The following is a 20,214-nucleotide window of genomic DNA, read 5'->3' on the forward strand; positions in this document are numbered from 1 at the left end:
AAAAAACTACACTTATATTTTTATCAGAAAGGAAGGAAGAAAATTGCGCCATAAAAAACTAGTCTATATTTTGCTTCTTTTATTCATAATATCTATTCCCGGCACCGGCGGCTGCCTGCCTAACAAAAAATCATCCCAACCTGTTAACAAAAAAATCACCCTTTACTTTGCCGATCAGCAGGCCATGTATCTACTTCCAGAAACTAGAACCGTCTCGGTTTCTGACCAGGCTTCGAAGGAAGAAATTGTCAAAAAAGCATTGGAGGAGCTCATAAAAGGCCCGCAAAAAGAAGGTCATTATCCGACTATCCCGGAACAAACCGAAATTCTGGAAGTGAAAAAAGAAAAAGACATCCTCTACCTTGACTTCTCTGAGGAATTGCAAACCAGGCATCCCGGGGGGAGTGCAGGCGAAATCCTTACCATCATGTCCATTGTAAATACAACTGCCCCCCTGGCAGGAGTAGAAAAAGTACAGATTCTCATCACCGGAGAAAAACAGGAAACCTTAGCCGGACATATAGATATAAGCGAACCGATAAAACAGGATACAGCGATAATAAAAAAATAACCACCGCAGTCATCTTCCCGGGTAAGCCATCCTTACCCGGGTAAACTAATCAATATACCGGGATAAAAGCCGCCCTCAAATTATCCTGTTTAATTTTTTAAAGAAAGGGGTATCGTAATTGCATCAGCAACATCCCAAAGGGAAAGATTTTAAAAATTTTACTAAAATCGAGCTGCCGGCAGCTTCCCTGGATATAGAGTTAGATGAACTTGACATAATGGGTAATCTGGGTAATGTAAAAAATTTTTCCAGTTTTTCTAAGTTATTTCTTAACCGCTTCACCGAAGAGGAATTATATGCGATGCTGAAAGCAATAGGAATGATCAAACATCTAGGGGAAATGGGCTTCTCTGATATTCAGATGGTCATCGATAGAGATGAAAACGATATACACTATCTAAATCTTTACTGGAAAGAACCTCTTCCGGAAAACCAGCTCCTTGATTTGCGGGTAAGCGAAAGCCTATTTATGCCGGCTAAAGAATTTTTCGCAGCTAACGAAGAAGTGCTGCCTTACGACATGATTGTTATCGAATGGTTATCTTCCCGCAACCCTTTAGGCACTTTTACCGCAGAAAGACCCCAGCTGCCGGGACAGAAAAGTCCCGGACTTGGTATTCTCAAATATTGTTTTAAACTTCTTTACAATGTATCAAGCCAGATCTTTAAGGATGGTTATTTTGATATTCCCACCCATATGCACGGAGCCATCATGTATTCTAAACAGTTCAAATTCTTTGATCCGGTACAGGAAGCCATGGTAAGAGCCATAACCAGAGACCTTAAAGAATACTCCCTGGCTGACATCTCCTGGGGGATAATCACCGGCACCATCATAGATATTGCCGAAAATAAGCCTGCTGTATATGAACCAAGCGAACAGGTGCACTATATTTCCGAACGTATGGCAAAATATTTCCATTCTCCCCAATACATAAACACTTTCCAGGAACACTACCATAAAAAGAAGTACCGGCTCCTTTATGAAGAAATGGTGCGCAAACGGGAAGAAATCCTCTCCCATACCCGGATTGAAGATCTGTAAAAAAAATAGAGGCCCAGCCTCGCTTTTTTATTTATTCAGCTGATACAGAGCATAAGTCAATACTGTAGCAAACGATACCCATAAAATATACGGAATAAATAAAATTCCCGCCAGTTTATCCACCTTATAAAAATTAAAAGCAGTAAGCAGTATAACTACTAAAAGAATTAATATTATCACTAAAGCCAGAAACCTCATCTCCCAGACAAAGAATACAGGTGACCATATAAAATTCAGCAATAACTGTATGGCAAACAAAATAAGGGCAGTTTTAATATCCTTCCCTGATTGCACAACCCGGTACAGAGCAATCCCCATAAGTAAATAAAGAACAGTCCAAACCGGGCCAAAAACTGATGGTGGAGGAGCAAAAGCCGGCTTATGCAAAGCTGCAAATACCTCTTTCGCATTCCGGGTAAAAAAGCCTGATATGCTTCCTACCAGAAGAGGTATAATTATTAGCAGCAAATTTCTATAACCCATGCTGTCATCTCCCTGTAAAATAGTATTTCTTATATTTTACACCAGATAAAGAATTATTTCCCTTATTTTCGTTAATAGCTTTTCGCTTCATCAGTAACCTGCAGTGTCTAAGACTAGCCTTATTCAAGTAGTTAAGAGCCTACTCTCCATACAAGGCTTTAAGCCCTTAATGTTCCCCTGCCTCATAGCCAGGTAATATTTTTCCTATACTATCCCTGCCTTCATAGTGTAATCCCTTCCGGGTTAAAGCCCTTATTACAGCAAATAAGATTCCACTACCCGGTCTCTAGTTCTTTTATCATGAACAGTAGAGGAAGAGTTAAACCTTAAAGAAGATAAACCATAACTATGGAGAAGATAAAAACAACTCGGAGATACAGGTAGTGGAATCAAACCTTTTAAAACTTACCCCCAGGCCAGCCATGAAAAACTCACTTTTTAATCCTGGAAATATTTAAGGCAGTATAAACTATTCTTTAATCGTGGTGGATAAGAAAAAGCAGCATTAAGGTGCAGCAAAAAGGCAGGATACAGAAAGGCTATCTTTCACATTTTACATAGGCTTCTTCCAACTTTTCTCTATCTACCATACTCCTTCTTATATTTTTGATATCAATGACAATCCTTTCTTTGGGTAAGGCTTCGACAACTACCGGCTTCAGCTTATTAACCAGATCCCGGAAAAAACCCCCAAAATCAAATTCAGTATAATCTTCATCTTCAAACTCCATCCTCACGGTATCGATGTAATCTCTCCCATTAGAAGTTACCGTAACCGTAACATCTGCCATCAGCCTCATAATAACACCTCCCCTTTTATTCTTCTTAAACAATAATATTTATTTTTCTTAATATTTATTTTATTACGAAAATTAAAATTATTCAATATTGTTTTATTTTTTCATTTGGGGACGGTTCTTAATTTAAAAACTATTACTATTCGAAATAATTTATCCAGTTTAAATACTATAGAACAAAATGGTAAAATATATCCCAAAAAAGTTGCTTGCAAAAAGGAGAATCTCATGCTAAACATCCTGACCATCGCTGGTTTTGACCCTTCTGGAGGAGCAGGAATAATAGCTGATCTCAAAACTATATCTTCCCTGGGAGGTTACGGCATAAGTGTGGTAACCGCCATCACCGCCCAGAATACTTCCCGGATAACTGCCATAGAAAAGGTAAGTCCTCTTATGGTGCAAAAACAGCTGGAAGCTATAGTTCAGGATTTTCACCTGGATGGCATAAAAATCGGCATGTTGTATGACCGGGAAATTATAAAAACCGTAGCTGCCTTTTTACAAACCCTTAAATCCTCTACCCCGGTAGTTCTGGACCCGGTGCTTTTATCAACCAGCGGCTCTCCTCTCCTTAAAGAGGAAGCAATAGCCGTTATGAAAGCAGAACTTTTTCCCTGCTGCACAGCCATAACTCCTAATCTGCCGGAAGCCGAATCCCTATCGGGCATAACCATAAAAAACATAGCAGATATGGAAAAAGCCGCTTTAGAATTGCTTAAATACCATCCTCGCTGGGTAATTGTCAAAGGAGGCCATCTGGAGGGCGAACCGGTCGATATAGCCGTAAATGGAAAAGAATTCTACCATTTTTCCGGCCAGCGCCTCACCCGGAAAGAAATAAGAGGTACAGGCTGCACTTTTTCTTCTGCACTTACTTTTTATCTGGCCCGGGGATTGGCTATGAAAGAAGCAGTATCCCGAACCAAAGCCTACATGGAAAAGGCAATAATAAAAAGTTTTCGTCCCGGTCAGGGCCATCACGTCCTTAACCATTTTACCAGCTTAGCGGGAGGTTAAATAGATGAAAAAGCCAATCGATTATTCGCTCTATCTTATAGCCGATGTTCAGTTTTTACCCCCCTTTAATCCAGTTGAAAAAATACTGCAAGCCGTGGCCGGCGGAGTTACTATCGTCCAGTTGCGGGCGAAAAAATTGCCTGACCGGGATTTTTATCAGCTGGCACAAAAAATAAAAGAAGTGCTTTCCCCTCTTGCCATACCTTTTATAGTCGATGACCGGATAGATATAGCCCTGGCCGTAGATGCAGACGGGGTTCATCTGGGACAGAAAGATCTGCCTGTAAAGGTAGCCCGCCATCTGCTTGGTTCGCAAAAAATCATAGGCCTTACCGCCAACCGCCGGGAAGAAGCTCTAAGCGGAGAAAAAGAAGGAGCCGATTACCTGGGCATAGGACCGGTTTTCCCTACCAGTACCAAAGAAAATCCAGCCCCGGTAATCGGCCCTGACCGGTTTAAGGCTCTTATATCTCAGCTTGTCCTGCCGGTGGTAGCCATAGGCGGCATAAATCCGGAGCGGGCTTTAGAACTGAAAACAAGCGGAGCCGCAGGCATAGCTGTTTCTTCTTTTATCCTGCAAAACCCGGACCCGGAAAAGGCAGCCTGCCTGCTCATGAAGGCCTGGAAAAACTGACTTTATCCATCCTGACTGCACAGTAATCCCCGCACATGCTGCAGGGCTCTCCCTCTCTGGCATCCGGATTTTTCTCCCGGTACATAAAGCGGGCTTTTTCCGGATACAGGGAAAGCGCAATCTGTTTTTCCCAGTCTAATTCACGTCTGGCCCGGGAGAGGGCTTCATCTCTGGCCCAGGCATATTCCTTACCCCGCGCCAGGTCAGCAGCATGGGCAGCCAGCCGAGAAACCGCCACTCCCTCTATTATATCTTCTACCCCGGGAAGTCCTAAATGTTCGGCAGGAGTTACACAGCAGAGAAAATCAGCCCCAAAGAAAGCAGCCAGAGCTCCTCCTATAGCCCCTGCTACATGGTCATAACCCATGGCAATATCAGTAACCAGAGGGCCCAGGATATAAAAAGGTGCATTATGGCAAAGGGTTTTCTCCAGTTCTACACAGGCTTTTATTGCATTTAAAGGCATATGCCCCGGCCCTTCGACCATCACCTGCACCCCTTTATCCCTGGCCCTTTTTACCAGCTCTCCCAAAACGATCATTTCTTCTATCTGAGCTGCATCATTGGCATCAGCAACTGCTCCCGGCCGCAAACCATCACCCAGGCTCAAAGTAGTATCATATTTAAGGCATAATTCTAAAAGATAGTCAAAGTTCTGGTAAAAAGGATTTTCCCTGCGGTGCTTGCGCATCCAGGCTGCCGTTATCGAACCGCCCCGGCTAACTATTCCCATAAGCCTTGGATTCCTTTCCAGAACATTAAGCGAAGCCTGGTTTATTCCGCAATGGACAGTTATAAAATCAATGCCATCAGCAATATGTTTTTCTACGGCTTTAAACATGTCCTCTTCGGTCATAGCCAGTATATCTCCCTTTTTCTCCTCGGCCTCAGCTGCAGCCTGATAAATCGGCACACTTCCTACCGGAAGGGGAGACAGCTTTATAAATTCTTTTCTTATCACATCCCGTTCCCGTCCCGTACTCAGATCCATGACCGTATCTGCCCCGCTTTTTATAGCTGCTTTAAGCTTTTCTACCTCCTTTTCCAGACAGGAGGCTTTATCCGAAACCCCCAGATTGGCATTTACCTTTACCCGCAAACCTCTGCCTATCCCACACGCTTTAAGCCCTGCATGCTTTACATTGCAAGGTATAACTATAACCCCTTTAGCTACCCCGCAGCGGATCTCTTCAGGAGCTACACCTTCTTTTTCCGCCACCTCCAGCATCTGGGGAGTAATTTGGCCCTGTCTTGCCTGCAAAAGCTGGGTCATGCTTTCACCTTCCTTATATAATCCAGAGCCAGCTCGGCTGCTTTACGCCCGGAAAAAAGCATACCTCCGAAAATCGGGCCCATACGGGGGGTATTAAAGAGGGAACTTACACTCATCCCGCAGGCGATAAGCCCTTCCGTTATAAAACGGGTATATTCCACCACCATTTCTTCTCCTTTGGCCGCCCACATAGAGGAAGTCCTTATCCTTTCCTCCTCATCTTCCGGCAGGCTGCCGCCTGACTTGTCCAGATAAGTCCTGACTATTCCTGCATCATGGCCGGTAGCATCGATTACCACTTTACCTCCTATACATAAAGGATCAACATGCATCCCCAGCTTAACGGCTGCCGTCCAGTTTATGACTACCCCGCAAACCCGGTTTTCCCTTACCATAATATCTTCAGCAGTTATCCCGTTTAAAATCCGGGCTCCTGCCCTGTCCGCAGCCAGAATAAGGCTGGCTACCGCCCGATAAGAAGGTACCACCAGATACCCTTCCCGGTTTGCAGTATAACTTATTCCCAGTTCCTGTAAAATCTCTCCGGCCTCGGGCTGGAAAACTATCTGGTTAAAAAACATACCTCCTCCCCACATACCGCCACCAGGAGAAAGTCGGCTTTCCAGGACTACTGTCCTTAATCCCTGTTGGGCAGTATAATAGGCTGCCGTCATTCCCGCCGGTCCTCCACCTACGATAACTACATCACAATCCAGAAAATCTCGGGTAAAAGCATAATATTCTTCGATAATAGAGCGGGTTATTTTTATATCATTTATAACCATCAATCTTCCTCCTTTTTTCTTTGGGCTAAACTGCCGGGCAAGCGAAGGGGAACAAGCTTTTCATCCCCCCTTTCCATAAAAAAACCTGATGCAACCAGAAAAAGGTATGCATCAGGTACACTAATCCCTATCATGCGCTCCCTCCGCTGGTATTACCCAGTTCAGGTTCAAAGGGTATAATCTCAGCCTTTACGGCACCCCTGCGCATACCCTTTATGCAGTTTGGCAAATTTATACCATAAAATGCTTATAAAGGCAAGCAGGAACCATAAATTTTTCCTGTTATTTTGTGTAAAATCATCTCTGCGGTTTTTCTATCTGTTCCTGATTAAATTTCATTGACATATTTTTATCACAAATGTAATAATAAAATTACAAATCGTAATAGAAAATTTTTTATTGCTAATAAAGGGGGAGAAGGATAATGTTTGACTTTCTTATGACACCTGAACAACTCAAGCTGCGGGACGAGGTAAGAGAATTTGTCAGGTCAATTCCGCGTGAATATATCCTGGATATGGATGCTGACAAGATTAAATACCCTAAAGACTTTATCCGGGAATGCGGCAGAAGAAACTTAATCGGCATAAGAGTACCCAAAGAATACGGGGGGCGAGGTTTAAAATGGGTAGATGATGTCATCGTCGCCGAAGAAATATGCGTACCCGGGTATATTTTCGGCTGTACCTGGGGAGTTACCGGAGATGTAGTAACCGAAGCTATTGTTCACTTTGGCACTGAAGAACAGAAAAAAAGATTTTTGCCTCCTATATGTAAAGGGGAAAAATTTGCTGCCGAATGCTTAACCGAGCCGCGGGGAGGCTCTGATTTCTTCGGAGCAACTACATTTGCCCGCCGTGATGGAGATGATTTTATACTTAACGGACAAAAGCGTTTCATCGTAGGCGGTGAAGGCGCCGATTACTTCCTGGTTTATGCCAAAACCGATTTAGAAGCCCCTCCCCACAAAGGCATGACCTGTTTTATGGTAGAAAGGGAAATGGGAGTTAAAACCGAATATCTTTACGGACTTATGGGCTGCCGGGGAGGCGGAACAGCCCGGGTAGTATTTGAAAATGTACGGGTCCCTAAAGAAAATGTCATTGGTGAAGTTAATGGAGCTGCCCCTATATTTTATCAAATGATGGTTCCGGAAAGATTAGGCACTGCTGCTATGACTATTGGAGCAGCCAGGCCAGCAGTTGAAATAGCTACCGACTATACCACCAAACGCAAAGCCTTTGGTACCCAGATTAAAAACTTTCAGGCCGTAAGCTTTAAAGTAGCCGATGCTGTGCTTAAGCTGGATACCTGTCGCAGTGTAATATACACTACCGCAGTAGCTGCTGATGACCCCAATGTAAAAGCTTCCCGCTTGCGAAGACTAGTATCTCAATCCAAAAAATTTGTTACTGAACAATGCTGGGATGCAGTAAACCTGGCTATGCAGGTTATGGGAGGTATAGCCTATACCGATGTTTATCCGCTTGAAAAAATAGTACGCGACTTGCGGCTTTCTATGATTTGGGTCGGAACTAATGAAATCATGACCCTTATCAGCCAGCATGAATGGTATAAAGAGCGGGCCGAAGAACTAAAAAATAGCAATAAAAGAGATAGTGAAGCTGATGCCCTTAATGCTTTTGCCGCAGGGGAAAAAATTTATGAATAATCGGGCAACCACTTAAATAGGCTCACATTTGAAGCTAAATTATATTTAAAAAGGGGAAAGAAAAGCCCCTTTTTTTTATTAAGCCTAAATTCATTCCACCTAAACAGTAGGCTTATAACAAACAATAAGCTATTATATTGTCAAAGGGGGCTTGAAGATAGATGAGCTTTAAAGATATTGGGCGCAAAATTCAAATGGCCAGGGAAGAAAAAGGACTTACTCAAGAACAGCTGGCCAAAGCCCTGGGCTGTTCCCAGTCTGCTCTTTCCAACTACGAAAAAGGCAAAAGACGTCTTTATCTTTCGCACATGGAAAAACTATCCGAAATTCTAGAAAAACCACTAGAATACTTTCTCGAATCATCTCCTTCCAACAAAGATTGGTCAAGCTCATCTGCAAATAATGCCGAACTTATTGATAAAATAACCTTTCTGCTTAAGGATTTGGATACAGAAGATCTCAAAGAAATATCTTCTTATATTGAATATCTAAAATGGCGCAAAAAGGAGAGGCGATAAAGATGGATTTCAGTATTTCCCCCTTCCAGATGGAATTAATCAGGATGGTGCGTGAAGAATTAGGCAGCAAGCTAAAAAAAATCCGGGAAAAACATCTAAACCGGCCAGGTTTTAAAAGAGAGATATTATCAACCCTTGCCGAATATAATTTGGTCTGTCCTACTATCCCTAAAGAATATGGAGGATTGGGACTTAATCGTTCCACTACCGTTTTAGTGGTGGAAGAGATAGCGGCACTTTTTCCTGCTGCGGCCGCTATGCTGGTAGCTACTCTCCACGCTGTTGAACCTATCATGCTGGCTGGTAATGAAAAGCAAAAAGAATATTTCCTTCCCTGGTTTACCGGCAAAAAAGCTGAACTAGCTTCTTTTGCCTTAACTGAACCGGAAGGAGGTTCCGACCTGGCCCAAATGCATACTATTGCTACCAGAACTGATGAAGGTTTCATAATTAACGGGACCAAAGACTTTATTATAAATGCAGGAGTATCCAAACTGGTAACGCTGGCTGCTTTTACGCAAAAACCGGTAGATAAAATATGGCTTAGAATATTCCTGGTCCCTTCCAGTACCGCAGGACTTAAAATAGGCCGTAAATATGATACTTCCGGTTTGGAACATCTGAGCATATGCCAGTTAATTTTTGAAGATGCCCTTCTGCCCCATGAATATGTAATTGAGGAAAGCAAACCAGGAAGCGGCTATTTTCTTCTTACCCAAACTTTTGATTTAGGAAGAGTAATGGTAGCCGCAGCTTCTTTAGGCATTGCCCGTGCCGCCTACGAAGAAGCCCTTTTATTTGCTGAAAACCGAATACAGTTTGGTTCTAAAATCCGCAGCCACCAGGCCATAGCCTTTGACTTGGCTGAAATGGCTACCAAGCTGGAAATGGCCCGCCTTATAACCTGGAAAGCCTCCTGGCTTATGGATCAGGGTGGCGATTTTTCCATGCATTCTTCCATGGCTAAACTGGCTGCCAGCACTACAGCCCAGGAAATCACCCTCAAAGCTGCTGATATCATAGGAGCCAGAAGCTATGATAAAAACTCTTATATCGAACACCTGGTACGGGATGCCAGATCTTTATCTACCCTGGAAGGCACCAATAACATACAGAAAATGCTCATAGCTTCCCAGCTATAAAAATAAGGAGAAACAGCCATGGCTTTCATAATAGATGAAAATAAATGCTCTTCCTGTGGATTATGTGCTGATATATGCCCATGCGGGGCTATTAGCCCTATCGGCGTATATAAAATTGATCCGGAGAAATGTACAGCATGTGGCGAATGTAAGGACAGCTGCCCTTCTTATGCTATCATGGAAACAGACCTTGTATCGAAGGTTATGGGTAAGCTATATCCGCTGACCAGGGAGGTAAAATAAAAGGCAACCGTATCGACTTGTTTATGGATTCTAAAACAGAAGCTTATAACTGGGGTATGAGAACAGTAAAAGTTATTATATTAGATTAAGATCAAAAGGGGGATAGTTTTTATGCTATCCCCCTCTTTTTGGCTTAAGAGACATAAGACTGTCCCTGCAGTCGTTTACTCCCACTCCGTGATTAAGTCTTTTTCAGTATTTTCCACCCTTGATTTTACTGCATTTCACGTCATTATTATTTCTATTTTCATTAAAAATTTACCGCTTCAAAAAATTTTAGTACGTTTTTAGTACGGTCATTTTCATTCATTGTTTTTATTTTCTATAGTGTCAATAATATCATTTTATGACTTTGCTTAAATCCATTTTAGCATATATAACCCTGTGAATCTCAACAACCTGTTCTTTAACCACATAGAACACTAAATAGTTTTTTACAGGTAATACTCTATATTCATTTTCAAGGGATTTTTCAGGATAATATATCCTGCATGAATACGGAAACTGTGCAAGCCTTGATATAGAAGTATCCAATGCATCAATTAAATCCATTGCTGCCTTTGGTGCTTTTAGCTCATCTGCAATATAAGACACAATATTATATAAATCTTTACTTGCCAAAGGCAGGTATCTAATTTCATACTTCATCAGATTCCACCTTATCCGTTAACCTTGCCCTTAATTCATTAAACACTTCTTTATGGGAATAACGTTTATCAGTTGATTTTGCTTCCAGTTCCGCTTCCTTCAACTTAAAGTAAATTTCACTTGCAAACAGTTTGCGTTCATAAGCTTCCATACTCATAACAACCATATCACCATAACCATTCTTGGTCAAAAATACTGGTTCCCCTGTTTCGTGAACAATCCTTGATATCTCTGCAAAATTATTTCGCAAATCAGATACAGGTCTGATATGTGGCATATAGTCACCACCTTCGGTCTATTTTATCGTAATTTTATCATAATTATGCTAATTAAATCAATGAATCAGTAAAAAATTACAACTTTTTTATATATAGTTATTTGCCATCAATAATCTCCGGGCCCAAATTTATTACGATTCGAAATACTTTTTAATTTTAGAACCGTCCCCAAATTAAAAACTGTTTCGATTCGAAAGTATTAAAGGGGGATTATTTATCCCCCAAACGCACCTTAGCTATTTTACTCCCACTCGATAGTGCCGGGTGGTTTGCTGGTTATATCATATACTACCCGGTTTACTCCTTTTACTTCATTTACAATTCTTCTTGCCATTACATCCAGAAGTTCATAAGGCAAGCGGGCAAATTCGGCTGTCATGGCGTCATCACTTACTACCGCCCGGATAATTATAGGATAGGCATAGGTACGGGCATCACCCATTACCCCTACGCTTTTGATAGGTGGAAGTACGGCAAAAGCCTGCCATAATTCCTGTTCCAAACCTGCTTTTTTGATTTCTTCCCGGACGATAGCATCTGCTTCTCTTAAGATTTCCAGTTTTTCTTTGGTAACTTCTTCTAAAACCCTTACTCCCAGACCAGGTCCCGGGAAAGGCTGCCGCCATACTATTTCTTTAGGCAAGCCCAGTTTTTCCCCAATCAGCCTTACCTCATCCTTAAAAAGAAGCCTTAAGGGTTCTAAAAGCTCAAAATCCATATCTTCAGGAAGTCCGCCTACATTATGGTGGCTCTTTATGGTGTGGGCTGTCTTGGTACCACTTTCAATGATGTCAGGATATACCGTACCCTGGACCAGATAATCTATTTCCCCTAATTTAGCCTTTTCTTCTTCGAAAACGCGGATAAATTCTTCGCCTATAATCTTGCGTTTTTTCTCCGGGTCAGTTACCCCGGCCAATTTCTTTAAAAATCTCTCTTCAGCCTGCACAAATATAAGGTTCATGCCCATTTTATCCTTAAAGGTTTCTACTACCTGCTCGGCTTCCCCTTTGCGTAAAAGGCCGTTATCAACAAACACACATACCAGCTGGTCTCCCACGGCCTTATGCACCAGGGCGGCAGCTACCGAAGAATCGACTCCACCGCTTAAAGCACATAAGACTTTTTTATTGCCGACTTTGTTCCTTATTTCTTCGATGCTCTCGGCTATAAAATCACTTAAATCCCAGTCGCCTTTAAGCCCGGCTACCTCAAACAGGAAATTTTTAAGTATTTCCATGCCGTAAACCGTATGTTTTACTTCGGGATGAAACTGTACTCCGTAAAGCTTTCTTTCCGGACAGCTCATAGCTGCTACCGGACAATGGTCCGTACTGGCTGTAATCCGAAATCCTTCCGGCAACTGGTTTACAGAATCCCCGTGGCTCATCCAAACCTGCATCTTTCGCTCCAGCCCCTTAAAAAGGGGATCCTCTTCTTTTACTTCTAGATAACTGCGGCCATACTCCCTTATTGTACTCTCCCCTACTACTCCTCCCAGCTTGTAGGCCATAAGCTGCATGCCATAACATATGCCTAAGACAGGAATCCCCAGCTCAAAAATACGGGGATCACAGGAAGGAGCATCTTTTTCATGTACGCTGGAAGGTCCTCCGGTTAAAATTATCGCATCAGGTGCTTTAGCCTTAATCTCTTCCAGGGATATATCATAGGGAACCATCTCACTATATACAGATAATTCTCTCACCCGGCGAGCAATAAGCTGATTATACTGTCCGCCAAAATCCAGAACTAATACTAACTCTTTTTTCATTCGTCCACCTCTATTTCTGATAGACTGAAGGTTTCAAAATACATATTTCAGGGATATTGCGGTATTTTTCAGCATAATCTATGCCATAGCCTACAATAAACTCATCCGGGATAACAAAACCTACATAATCAGCATTAATATCTACTTTCCGCCTCTCTGGCTTGTCCAGAAGGCAGCAGGTCTTAACACTTCTCGGCTCTCTCTTTAAAAGCAGTTCTTTTATATATTTAAGAGTAAGCCCGGTATCAATTATGTCCTCTACCACTAAAACATCCCTGTCTTTTATGGAATAATCCAGATCTTTTAAAATACGCACTTCACCCGAAGAAACGGTAGACATACCATAGCTGGAAACATCCATGAAATCAAGTTCTACCGGTATATCAATCTCTCTTATCAAATCGGCCATAAAAACAAAAGCACCCTTCAGTATCCCCACCAGCAGAAGATCCTTGCCTTCATAATCCCGGCTTATCTGCTCAGCCAATTCTTTTACTTTACTTCTTATGGTTTCCTTATCATATAATATTTCTACATCATTACGGTTCAATTTTATCCCTCCTCTATATGAAGGATTATATCAACAACTTTCCTCCGGTGCAAATAATATTAACAAATTGAATTATGGTCAGCATAGTTTGCTATAATAATGGCATAGGCAGGAGGAACACAGCATATGAGTAAAATCTTGTTAAAACTAATAGGGGTAAATAAGTTTTATCATATGGGAGAAGTAACAGTTGAAGCATTAAAAGATATCAGCCTGGAAATAAACGAACACGAGATCACGGTTATTTTAGGACCTAGCGGATCAGGCAAAAGTACCTTGCTGAATATGATAGGAGGAATGGATAGACCTTCTGCAGGCAGTATATTTTTTTATGACCGTGATCTAACCAGGCTGGATGATCAGGAACTCACCCTGTACAGACGCCGGGAAATCGGATTTGTTTTTCAGTTTTACAATCTGATTGCTGATCTTACAGCTCTGGAAAATGTAGAACTAGCTGCTAATTTAGTAAAAAACCCCTTGTCCAGCAGGAAAGTCTTAGAAAAAGTCGGCCTTGCGGCAAGAAAAAACCACTTTCCCTCTCAATTAAGCGGCGGTGAACAACAAAGAGTGGCCATTGCCAGAGCCCTGGTAAAAAACCCGCGTCTGCTCTTATGTGATGAACCTACTGGTGCTCTTGACCTGGCTACTGGCCAAAAGATCCTGTCTCTACTTAAAAAGATAAATGAAGAATTAGGTACTACTATAATTATTGTTACCCATAACTCGGCTATCAGCACTATGGCTCATAACATAATACGCATGGGTAGTGGAAAAATACTGGAAATAATAGCTAACCCCCACCCTGTTCCGCCCGAAAGGATTGCATGGTGATGATTATACTCTTAAGAAAACTCAGGCGTACCATCTGGAAAACCCGGGGCCAATTCCTGGCTATGGTTGCCGTTATAGCCATCGGCATTTCTATATATATTTCCATAAATACGGCATTTCACAATCTCACCCGTGCCCGGGACATTTTTTACCAGGACAACAACTTTGCTGATTATTATTTTCAGGTAATCAGAGCCCCGGAAGAAATCAGCCAAAAAATCGAAGCCCTGCCGGAAGTAAAAAAGGCTACGGGGAGAATTCAGCAGGATGTAGCCATTATAAAAAGGGATAAAAGCAGAGCTACGGCAAGGCTAACCAGCTATAACCTGCCTCTTGATAATGAATTAAACCGCATTCAATTACTCCAGGGGCGTTTTTTCGAGGCTGCTCCCCGAGACAGCCATATCGAAGCGATGATCGACTCGCAGTATTACACAGCCAACCATCTGACATTACCTGCTAACATAACTATAATAGCCCAGGAAAAAAAGATTCCTTTGACAGTAGTAGGCACAGCTACCGGACCTGAGTTTACATACATTATAAAAGATGCGGGACATCTTTTTCCCCAGCCCCAAACTTTTGCCATCTTGATGCTGCCTACCCGTCAGGCCCAAAAAATATTAGGCCTAGACAGGCAGATTAATCAAGTGCTGGTTCAGTTCCATCCCGGTATTGACGAAAAAAAAGCGGTAAGCAAAATCGAAAAAATTCTCGAACCTTATGGCTATCTGACCAGCTTTCCGCGTAGCCAGCAGTTAAGCCATGCTGCCCTGCAGGGAGAACTGGACGGGCTTTTAACTACCTCCCGTTTTTTGCCCCTTCTGTTTTTGCTGGTAGCAGCAGCCATCCAGTTTGTCCTGCTCCGACGAATGATAACCAGACAGCGCAGAGAAATAGGAATTTTAAAAGCTTTGGGATACAGCAACCGCAAACTGATAATCTATTTTACCGGCTATGCTCTGGCCGTAAGCGTACTAGGAGTAATCCTGGGCATAATGCTGGGCCTTTTATTCGCAGCATCCATCTCCGACCTCTATGCCCAGTTTTTTAATCTTCCTGCCGCTATAGGCGGTATCAATCTAAAAGTAATAATATACAGTATCCTGTTAAGCCTGGGGGTAGGAATAGCAGCAGGATTTTCCGCCACCCGTTCCCTGGTAAAAATCAATCCGGCAGAAGCAATGCGTCCTAAGCCGCCAGGCCAGGGTTATCATACCCCGCTTGAAAAATGGAGATGGTTATGGCAGCATCTAAGTACAGCCTGGAAAATCAGCATAAGAACCGCTTTTCGCAATCGTATGCGTTCTTTAGTAACCTTTTTCGGCGTAACTATCGCTGTAGCCCTCCTGGTAGTTTCCTTTTTCATGAATGATGCTATAGATTACATGCTGGATAAGCATTTTAACCAGGAAATTAAATATGATCTTCTAGTAAGATTTTCTTCCCCGGTAGGACCAAAGGAAATCATCTATCTTGAAAGCTTAGACGGCATAAGCAGGGTAGAACCCTTCATGGAAATACCGGTAAAAATCACTTTCCATCATAAAAGTGCAGATGATATCATTTCCGGAATTATTCCGGAAAGCAGGTTAAAAACCCCTGTTGATAATCAAGGCCATCAATTAACCATCCCCCAGGAAGGTATCTTATTAAGCGAAAAAACAGCCCAAAAACTGGGAGTCAAAGCAGGAGATAAGGTCACCGTGGAAATCCTCATCCCATCAATAAAAGTGGAAAAAAAAGAATTAACAGTCATAGATTTAAATTACCAATTAATGGGCCAGAATTCCTTTGTATCCCTTTCCCAGGCTCAAAAGCTGCTTGATGAAAACCATGCTGTAAATGGTGCCCTGCTCCAGGTAGAAGAGGCCAAAATAAAGAGCGTTGAACAGGAACTGAGCGATATAACAGGAATAACTTCGATTATCAGCCGTCAGGAGGAAAAAGATAACATTATGTCCATGCTGGACAGCGTAATATACTTTGTGGGAATAATGCTGACATTCGCCATCGTTTTAGGTTTTGCTATAATATATAATTCTTCGGTTATAAGCTTTACCGAACGCAGAACAGAACTGGCTTCTCTTAAAGCTATGGGTTTTTCCGATCGTGAAATTGCTAGCCTGATACTCAAAGAAACTATACTGCCAGCCTTTCCTGGAATAGTTTCAGGACTTCCTCTCGGTTACATCATGGCCCATTTATACGTAAAAACCGTAAGTACCGATTTATATTCGATACCAGTAGTTATTTACCCGGCAACATATTTGTTCTCTATAGGAGGAGGCATAATATTCACACTTATCGGTCATTATCTGGGAATACGCCGCTTAAAAGAATTAACACCTGCGGAAATCTTGAAAAATATCGATTAAAAAGGGGAGAGATGAGTGGATAAAAAAGCTAAATATTATTCTATTCCCGCCGTGGTTCTGGGAATAATCATCCTTATTCTGGTTTTTAAGCCCAGGCCAGTAGAAGTAGAGGTTTTGGCCGTTAAAAAAAGCCATATTACAAGCGAAATAAAAGATACCGGCATTGTAAAGCCAGCTCGGGAATGTAATATCTATGCCACCCAAAACAGCATAGTAAAAGATATAGCAGTAGAAATTGGACAGGAGGTTAAAAAAGGCGATTTATTAATAACTCTGGGAAATCCAGATTTAACCCTTAAGCTTGCCGAAACGAGATCTGCTCTTTTACAGGTCGAAGCCAATTTGTCCTTAACTCAAACAGCAGTAAAACAAACTGAGTTGGAACTGGAGGAAGCTAAAAACCATCTTGAACGCATGAGATCACTTTTTCAGGCCGGTGCCGTAAGCCAAACCGGGCTGGAAGAAGCGCAAAAAGCGGTAAAACAACTGGAAGTTGACCTTTCCAAAAACCTGGCCTATGTAGATAACCTGTTATTGCAGATTAATGAACTGCAAAAAATCATTAAAGAGCTGGAAGAGAAAAAGAACGATTTAGTAATAAAAAGTCCTATAAGCGGTACTATAATGGATTTAAACATAAAAAAAGGTCAGCCTGTAAGTGCCGGAACATTGTTGGCCGTCCTGGCAGATATGGATAATCTGGAGATAAAGGCTGATATTGCCAGTGATAATATGGCAGAAATAAAGCCTGGCCAGGGGGTAATTATTACCTCCCCGGTACTAGGAAATGATAAGCTTACAGGCAAAGTAGAAAAAATCTACCCTAAAGCCGAAGAAAAAAAATCAGCTTTAGGAGTATTGGAATACCGGGTTCCGGTTATAATCAGCATCGACCAAAAATCCAGCCTCAAACCTGGATATGAAGTAAATATAAGTATAATAACCAGGCAACATAAAAATGTATTAATTATCCCGCGTGAAGCACTCCGAACTACGGACAAATCTACAGAGGTGCTAAAGATAGTTGAGGGAAAAATTAAATATCAAAAGATAAAAACCGGTTTTATAAGCGGAGAAAATATTGAAGTAAAAAGCGGACTAAAAGAAGGCGACTTGATTGTCAAAAACGGTAGCCTGGAATTAAAGGAAAATACCCCGGTAAAAACCCGCCTGCCATAACAAAAGCGAAGGGGTAAACAGGCTTTCCGCCGTTTCCCCCTTATCATCGTTATTTCTTTTTAGCCGTTATATCCGGAGGAGTTATCTTTATTTCCTTATCCAGATCCTTGAACTTTACCTCTATCTTCAGCTTCGTATTATTAGCCTGCTTGTTCTCAGCTTGCAGAACTGCTTTTCTTATCACATTTTGCTTATAATCTATCCATATAGTATAAGTGAAATCATGCCATAAGGTTTCTAATAGCTTATTTTCTACTGCCGGCCTGCACATCACCACCAGACATTCCCGCCCATCCACCTTTTCAAATCCATTTTTAGTAATATTGCTTATATCATGAAATCTAAAATTAGACAGCGGGTGTAGTTCGCTTATCATCAAATCCTCAAAATTAGTCTGGTCACTTTCAATTACCAGCCACTTATCGGCAAAACAGTCATAGTTATAAATCGTCTGGTCGATATAATAAATATCAACCGGTGTGTTAACCATCTCCCCCTTTATATGCGTATTCTCACCATTTTTTTCCCCTTCTATCCTGCTTATCACCTCCCCCCTTCCATTAACGGTAAATCCTGAATACAGGCTATAGCGAAAACTTTTAATCCCTGCCATGCGCTTTAAAGCTTTATCTAATTCTATTCCCGGGTCAAGCTTAGATTTCACATAATAGTTGTGGGCATAAGGGGCAAGCAGGAAGAAGCATCCGGCCAATATAAGGAGAAATGCGATTACAACCCATCTCTTATTTTTAATAATTTCTCACCTCAAGCTTTTAAAAATCTTTTATCAATAGCTGCTACATAGATATTAAGCTCGAGGTAAATATATGCTTCCCTTTTCAAAAGAATATTATGGCAAAAATAATAATTGAATTTATGCAAGGTCATAAGTTATACTTATTCCGTAATGTAATTTTATACGCATAAACTTTATAAAACCAAAGGGGGTTCACATGTGTTTAAAACTTATGATGAAGTAATGGATTTCTGTAAACGCGAAAACATTCAGATGATTGACTTTAAGATGATTGACCTCATCGGAAGGTGGAGGCATCTAAGTATTCCGGTTGGCCGTTTTAAACCTGATACCTTAAAATACGGCATAGGCTTTGACGGCTCCAATTACGGCTTTGCACCGGTCGAAAAAAGCGATATGGTATTTATCCCCGACATATCTACCGCCGTATATGACCCTTTCACTGAAGTCCCTACCTTAAGCATGATAGGAGATGTCTATGTTATTGCTCAACCGGAAAACTACCGTTTTGACCAGGATCCCCGGGCAGTAGCTTTCAAAGCTGAAGAATACATGAAATCTACCGGAATAGCTGATGAAATGCGCATAGGTCCTGAATACGAATTTTATGTATTTGATCATGTAAGCTATGAAGCTCTTCCTAACAAAACGGGATTCCGCATCGATGCCGAACAGGCTATCTGGAACAGCGGCAGCAACGAATATCAAAACCTGGGCTATAAAATCCCTTTAAAAGGCGGCTACCATATAACAGCACCTCAGGACGTTCTTTATGATCTGCGCTCCCGTATGAGCATGTTGTTAGAACAAAACGGTATTCCGGTAAAATACCATCACCATGAAGTAGGCGGCCCCGGACAGATTGAAATCGAAGTTGAATTTGGCCCCATGCGGGAAATGGCAGATAAAACTATGCTGGCCAAGTATCTTATTAAAAATCTTGCCTTTAAGGAAGGAAAAACCGTCACTTTTATGCCCAAGCCTCTCTATGGAGAAGCCGGCAGCGGCTTACATGTACATATGCACCTTTTTAAAGAAGGAAAGCCTATATTCTATGATGAAAACGGTTATGCCGGCTTAAGCCAGGAAGCTATGTATTTTATCGGCGGACTCTTAAAACATGCCCCAGCTGTACTTGCTTTTACCAATCCCAGCACCAATTCCTACAAGCGTTTAGTCCCCGGATATGAAGCACCAGTAAGCATATGTTTTGCTACCGCCAACCGCAGTGCGGTAATAAGGGTCCCGGCCTATGCCAAATCACCGGAACAAAAACGGTTTGAATTCCGCTCATCTGATGCTACCTGCAATCCTTATCTGGCATTTTCGGCTATATTAATGGCGGGATTAGACGGCATACAGCAAAAAATTGATCCCGTAGCCGAAGGCTTTGGCCCTTATGATGTAAATCTTTATAATCTGCCACCTGAAGAACAGGCTAAAATAAAATCTCTTCCCCAATCACTGGATGAAGCTTTAGATGCTCTGGAAAAAGACCATGATTTCCTGCTCAAAGGCGGAGTATTCCCGAAACGCCTTATTGAAATCTGGATTGAGGCTAAAAGAAAAGAAGCCCGCAGGGTTAATGATATCCCTCATCCTATGGAATTTGAAATGTATTACGACCTGTAAA

Annotated in this window: 23 protein-coding genes and 1 riboswitch; of the genes, 13 read left to right on the forward strand and 10 right to left on the reverse strand. The window is 41.8% G+C overall.

The genetic code is table 11. The annotated features are described in order from the left end of the window. The first annotated feature begins 43 nt into the window (after positions 1 to 43). Together BUB92_RS00200 and BUB92_RS00205 are read left to right on the forward strand one after the other, a co-directional pair. Entirely contained in the window at positions 44 to 571 is a 528-nt protein-coding gene (locus BUB92_RS00200; RefSeq protein ID WP_073088767.1) for a GerMN domain-containing protein, read from the forward strand. A 118-nt stretch (positions 572 to 689) separates the two neighbouring features. Further along, positions 690 to 1,616, forward strand: coding sequence for a hypothetical protein (locus BUB92_RS00205; RefSeq protein WP_073088769.1), 927 nt, complete (start codon positions 690 to 692; stop codon positions 1,614 to 1,616). Positions 1,617 to 1,643: 27 nt separating this feature from the next. Here BUB92_RS00205 and BUB92_RS00210 read toward each other — a convergent pair whose 3' ends face one another. Both BUB92_RS00210 and BUB92_RS00215 read right to left on the reverse strand, forming a co-directional pair. Beyond that, positions 1,644 to 2,099: a TspO/MBR family protein gene (locus BUB92_RS00210; RefSeq protein ID WP_073088771.1), complete on the reverse strand. Its 456-nt coding sequence runs from the start codon at positions 2,097 to 2,099 to the stop codon at positions 1,644 to 1,646. A gap of 539 nt (positions 2,100 to 2,638) precedes the next feature. Then, positions 2,639 to 2,899 (reverse strand): hypothetical protein, encoded by a 261-nt coding sequence (locus BUB92_RS00215; protein WP_073088773.1) that lies wholly within the window; start codon positions 2,897 to 2,899, stop codon positions 2,639 to 2,641. Between the two features lie 225 nt (positions 2,900 to 3,124). Between BUB92_RS00215 and thiD the strand changes: the two genes are divergently transcribed. Together thiD and thiE are read left to right on the forward strand one after the other, a co-directional pair. Then, the gene (thiD, locus tag BUB92_RS00220; protein ID WP_073088774.1) at positions 3,125 to 3,916 is read left to right on the forward strand and encodes a bifunctional hydroxymethylpyrimidine kinase/phosphomethylpyrimidine kinase; all 792 of its coding nucleotides are present in this window, start codon (positions 3,125 to 3,127) and stop codon (positions 3,914 to 3,916) included. Positions 3,917 to 3,920: 4 nt separating this feature from the next. After that, entirely contained in the window at positions 3,921 to 4,550 is a 630-nt protein-coding gene (gene thiE, locus BUB92_RS00225) for a thiamine phosphate synthase (protein ID WP_073088776.1), read from the forward strand. On the opposite strand, the gene thiC is transcribed toward thiE, so the two are convergent. The 3 genes from thiC to BUB92_RS11905 form a co-directional block, all read right to left on the reverse strand. Beyond that, positions 4,528 to 5,823 (reverse strand): phosphomethylpyrimidine synthase ThiC, encoded by a 1,296-nt coding sequence (thiC, locus tag BUB92_RS00230; RefSeq protein ID WP_073088778.1) that lies wholly within the window; start codon positions 5,821 to 5,823, stop codon positions 4,528 to 4,530. The two genes, thiE and thiC, sit on opposite strands and share 23 nt — an antisense overlap. Next, the gene (locus tag BUB92_RS00235) at positions 5,820 to 6,608 is read right to left on the reverse strand and encodes a sulfide-dependent adenosine diphosphate thiazole synthase (protein ID WP_073088780.1); all 789 of its coding nucleotides are present in this window, start codon (positions 6,606 to 6,608) and stop codon (positions 5,820 to 5,822) included. The genes thiC and BUB92_RS00235 overlap by 4 nt, the downstream gene beginning before the upstream one ends. Further along, entirely contained in the window at positions 6,608 to 6,742 is a 135-nt protein-coding gene (locus BUB92_RS11905; protein ID WP_278280479.1) for a hypothetical protein, read from the reverse strand. The genes BUB92_RS00235 and BUB92_RS11905 overlap by 1 nt, the downstream gene beginning before the upstream one ends. Further along, a riboswitch (TPP riboswitch) is annotated at positions 6,730 to 6,820 on the reverse strand. (Overlaps the previous gene by 13 nt.) 212 nt (positions 6,821 to 7,032) lie before the next feature. Here BUB92_RS11905 and BUB92_RS00240 point away from each other — a divergent pair. The 5 genes from BUB92_RS00240 (at position 7,033) to BUB92_RS11990 (ending at position 10,272) form a co-directional block, all read left to right on the forward strand. Then, on the forward strand, positions 7,033 to 8,280 hold the full coding sequence (locus BUB92_RS00240; protein WP_073088781.1) for an acyl-CoA dehydrogenase family protein: 1,248 nt from the start codon (positions 7,033 to 7,035) through the stop codon (positions 8,278 to 8,280). A 161-nt stretch (positions 8,281 to 8,441) separates the two neighbouring features. Next, complete coding sequence (locus BUB92_RS00245; protein ID WP_073088783.1) at positions 8,442 to 8,798, forward strand: helix-turn-helix domain-containing protein; 357 nt, start codon at positions 8,442 to 8,444, stop codon at positions 8,796 to 8,798. Between the two features lie 2 nt (positions 8,799 to 8,800). Then, complete coding sequence (locus tag BUB92_RS00250; RefSeq protein ID WP_073088785.1) at positions 8,801 to 9,940, forward strand: acyl-CoA dehydrogenase family protein; 1,140 nt, start codon at positions 8,801 to 8,803, stop codon at positions 9,938 to 9,940. A gap of 18 nt (positions 9,941 to 9,958) precedes the next feature. Continuing rightward, complete coding sequence (locus tag BUB92_RS11770) at positions 9,959 to 10,183, forward strand: DUF362 domain-containing protein (RefSeq protein ID WP_073088786.1); 225 nt, start codon at positions 9,959 to 9,961, stop codon at positions 10,181 to 10,183. Between the two features lie 23 nt (positions 10,184 to 10,206). After that, complete coding sequence (locus BUB92_RS11990) at positions 10,207 to 10,272, forward strand: hypothetical protein (protein WP_423230189.1); 66 nt, start codon at positions 10,207 to 10,209, stop codon at positions 10,270 to 10,272. Positions 10,273 to 10,522: 250 nt separating this feature from the next. On the opposite strand, the gene BUB92_RS00270 is transcribed toward BUB92_RS11990, so the two are convergent. From BUB92_RS00270 to hpt, 4 genes are all read right to left on the reverse strand, one after another. Beyond that, complete coding sequence (locus BUB92_RS00270; protein WP_073088790.1) at positions 10,523 to 10,831, reverse strand: type II toxin-antitoxin system RelE/ParE family toxin; 309 nt, start codon at positions 10,829 to 10,831, stop codon at positions 10,523 to 10,525. After that, positions 10,821 to 11,108 carry a type II toxin-antitoxin system Phd/YefM family antitoxin gene (locus BUB92_RS00275; protein WP_073088792.1) on the reverse strand — a complete coding sequence of 96 codons (288 nt, stop codon included), beginning with the start codon at positions 11,106 to 11,108 and terminating at the stop codon, positions 10,821 to 10,823. Before BUB92_RS00275 ends, BUB92_RS00270 begins: the two co-directional genes overlap by 11 nt. A 242-nt stretch (positions 11,109 to 11,350) precedes the next feature. Further along, positions 11,351 to 12,883: a glutamine-hydrolyzing GMP synthase gene (guaA, locus tag BUB92_RS00280; protein WP_073088793.1), complete on the reverse strand. Its 1,533-nt coding sequence runs from the start codon at positions 12,881 to 12,883 to the stop codon at positions 11,351 to 11,353. A 10-nt stretch (positions 12,884 to 12,893) separates the two neighbouring features. Further along, positions 12,894 to 13,433 (reverse strand): hypoxanthine phosphoribosyltransferase, encoded by a 540-nt coding sequence (gene hpt, locus BUB92_RS00285; RefSeq protein ID WP_073088795.1) that lies wholly within the window; start codon positions 13,431 to 13,433, stop codon positions 12,894 to 12,896. Positions 13,434 to 13,559: 126 nt separating this feature from the next. Here hpt and BUB92_RS00290 point away from each other — a divergent pair, with 126 nt between their 5' ends. The 3 genes from BUB92_RS00290 to BUB92_RS00300 are packed head-to-tail and all read left to right on the forward strand — an operon-like array spanning position 13,560 to position 17,824. Then, positions 13,560 to 14,267 (forward strand): ABC transporter ATP-binding protein, encoded by a 708-nt coding sequence (locus tag BUB92_RS00290; RefSeq protein WP_073088796.1) that lies wholly within the window; start codon positions 13,560 to 13,562, stop codon positions 14,265 to 14,267. Continuing rightward, positions 14,267 to 16,645, forward strand: coding sequence for an FtsX-like permease family protein (locus tag BUB92_RS00295; RefSeq protein WP_073088798.1), 2,379 nt, complete (start codon positions 14,267 to 14,269; stop codon positions 16,643 to 16,645). The genes BUB92_RS00290 and BUB92_RS00295 overlap by 1 nt, the downstream gene beginning before the upstream one ends. A 15-nt stretch (positions 16,646 to 16,660) precedes the next feature. Then, the gene (locus tag BUB92_RS00300) at positions 16,661 to 17,824 is read left to right on the forward strand and encodes an efflux RND transporter periplasmic adaptor subunit (protein WP_073088800.1); all 1,164 of its coding nucleotides are present in this window, start codon (positions 16,661 to 16,663) and stop codon (positions 17,822 to 17,824) included. A gap of 49 nt (positions 17,825 to 17,873) precedes the next feature. On the opposite strand, the gene BUB92_RS00305 is transcribed toward BUB92_RS00300, so the two are convergent. After that, positions 17,874 to 18,536 carry a hypothetical protein gene (locus BUB92_RS00305; protein ID WP_073088802.1) on the reverse strand — a complete coding sequence of 221 codons (663 nt, stop codon included), beginning with the start codon at positions 18,534 to 18,536 and terminating at the stop codon, positions 17,874 to 17,876. Between the two features lie 243 nt (positions 18,537 to 18,779). Between BUB92_RS00305 and glnA the strand changes: the two genes are divergently transcribed. Next, positions 18,780 to 20,213 carry a type I glutamate--ammonia ligase gene (glnA, locus tag BUB92_RS00310; RefSeq protein ID WP_341372059.1) on the forward strand — a complete coding sequence of 478 codons (1,434 nt, stop codon included), beginning with the start codon at positions 18,780 to 18,782 and terminating at the stop codon, positions 20,211 to 20,213. Position 20,214: the final 1 nt, after the last annotated feature.

This window comes from Thermosyntropha lipolytica DSM 11003 (assembly GCF_900129805.1).
Lineage (GTDB): Bacteria > Bacillota > Syntrophomonadia > Syntrophomonadales > Syntrophomonadaceae > Thermosyntropha > Thermosyntropha lipolytica.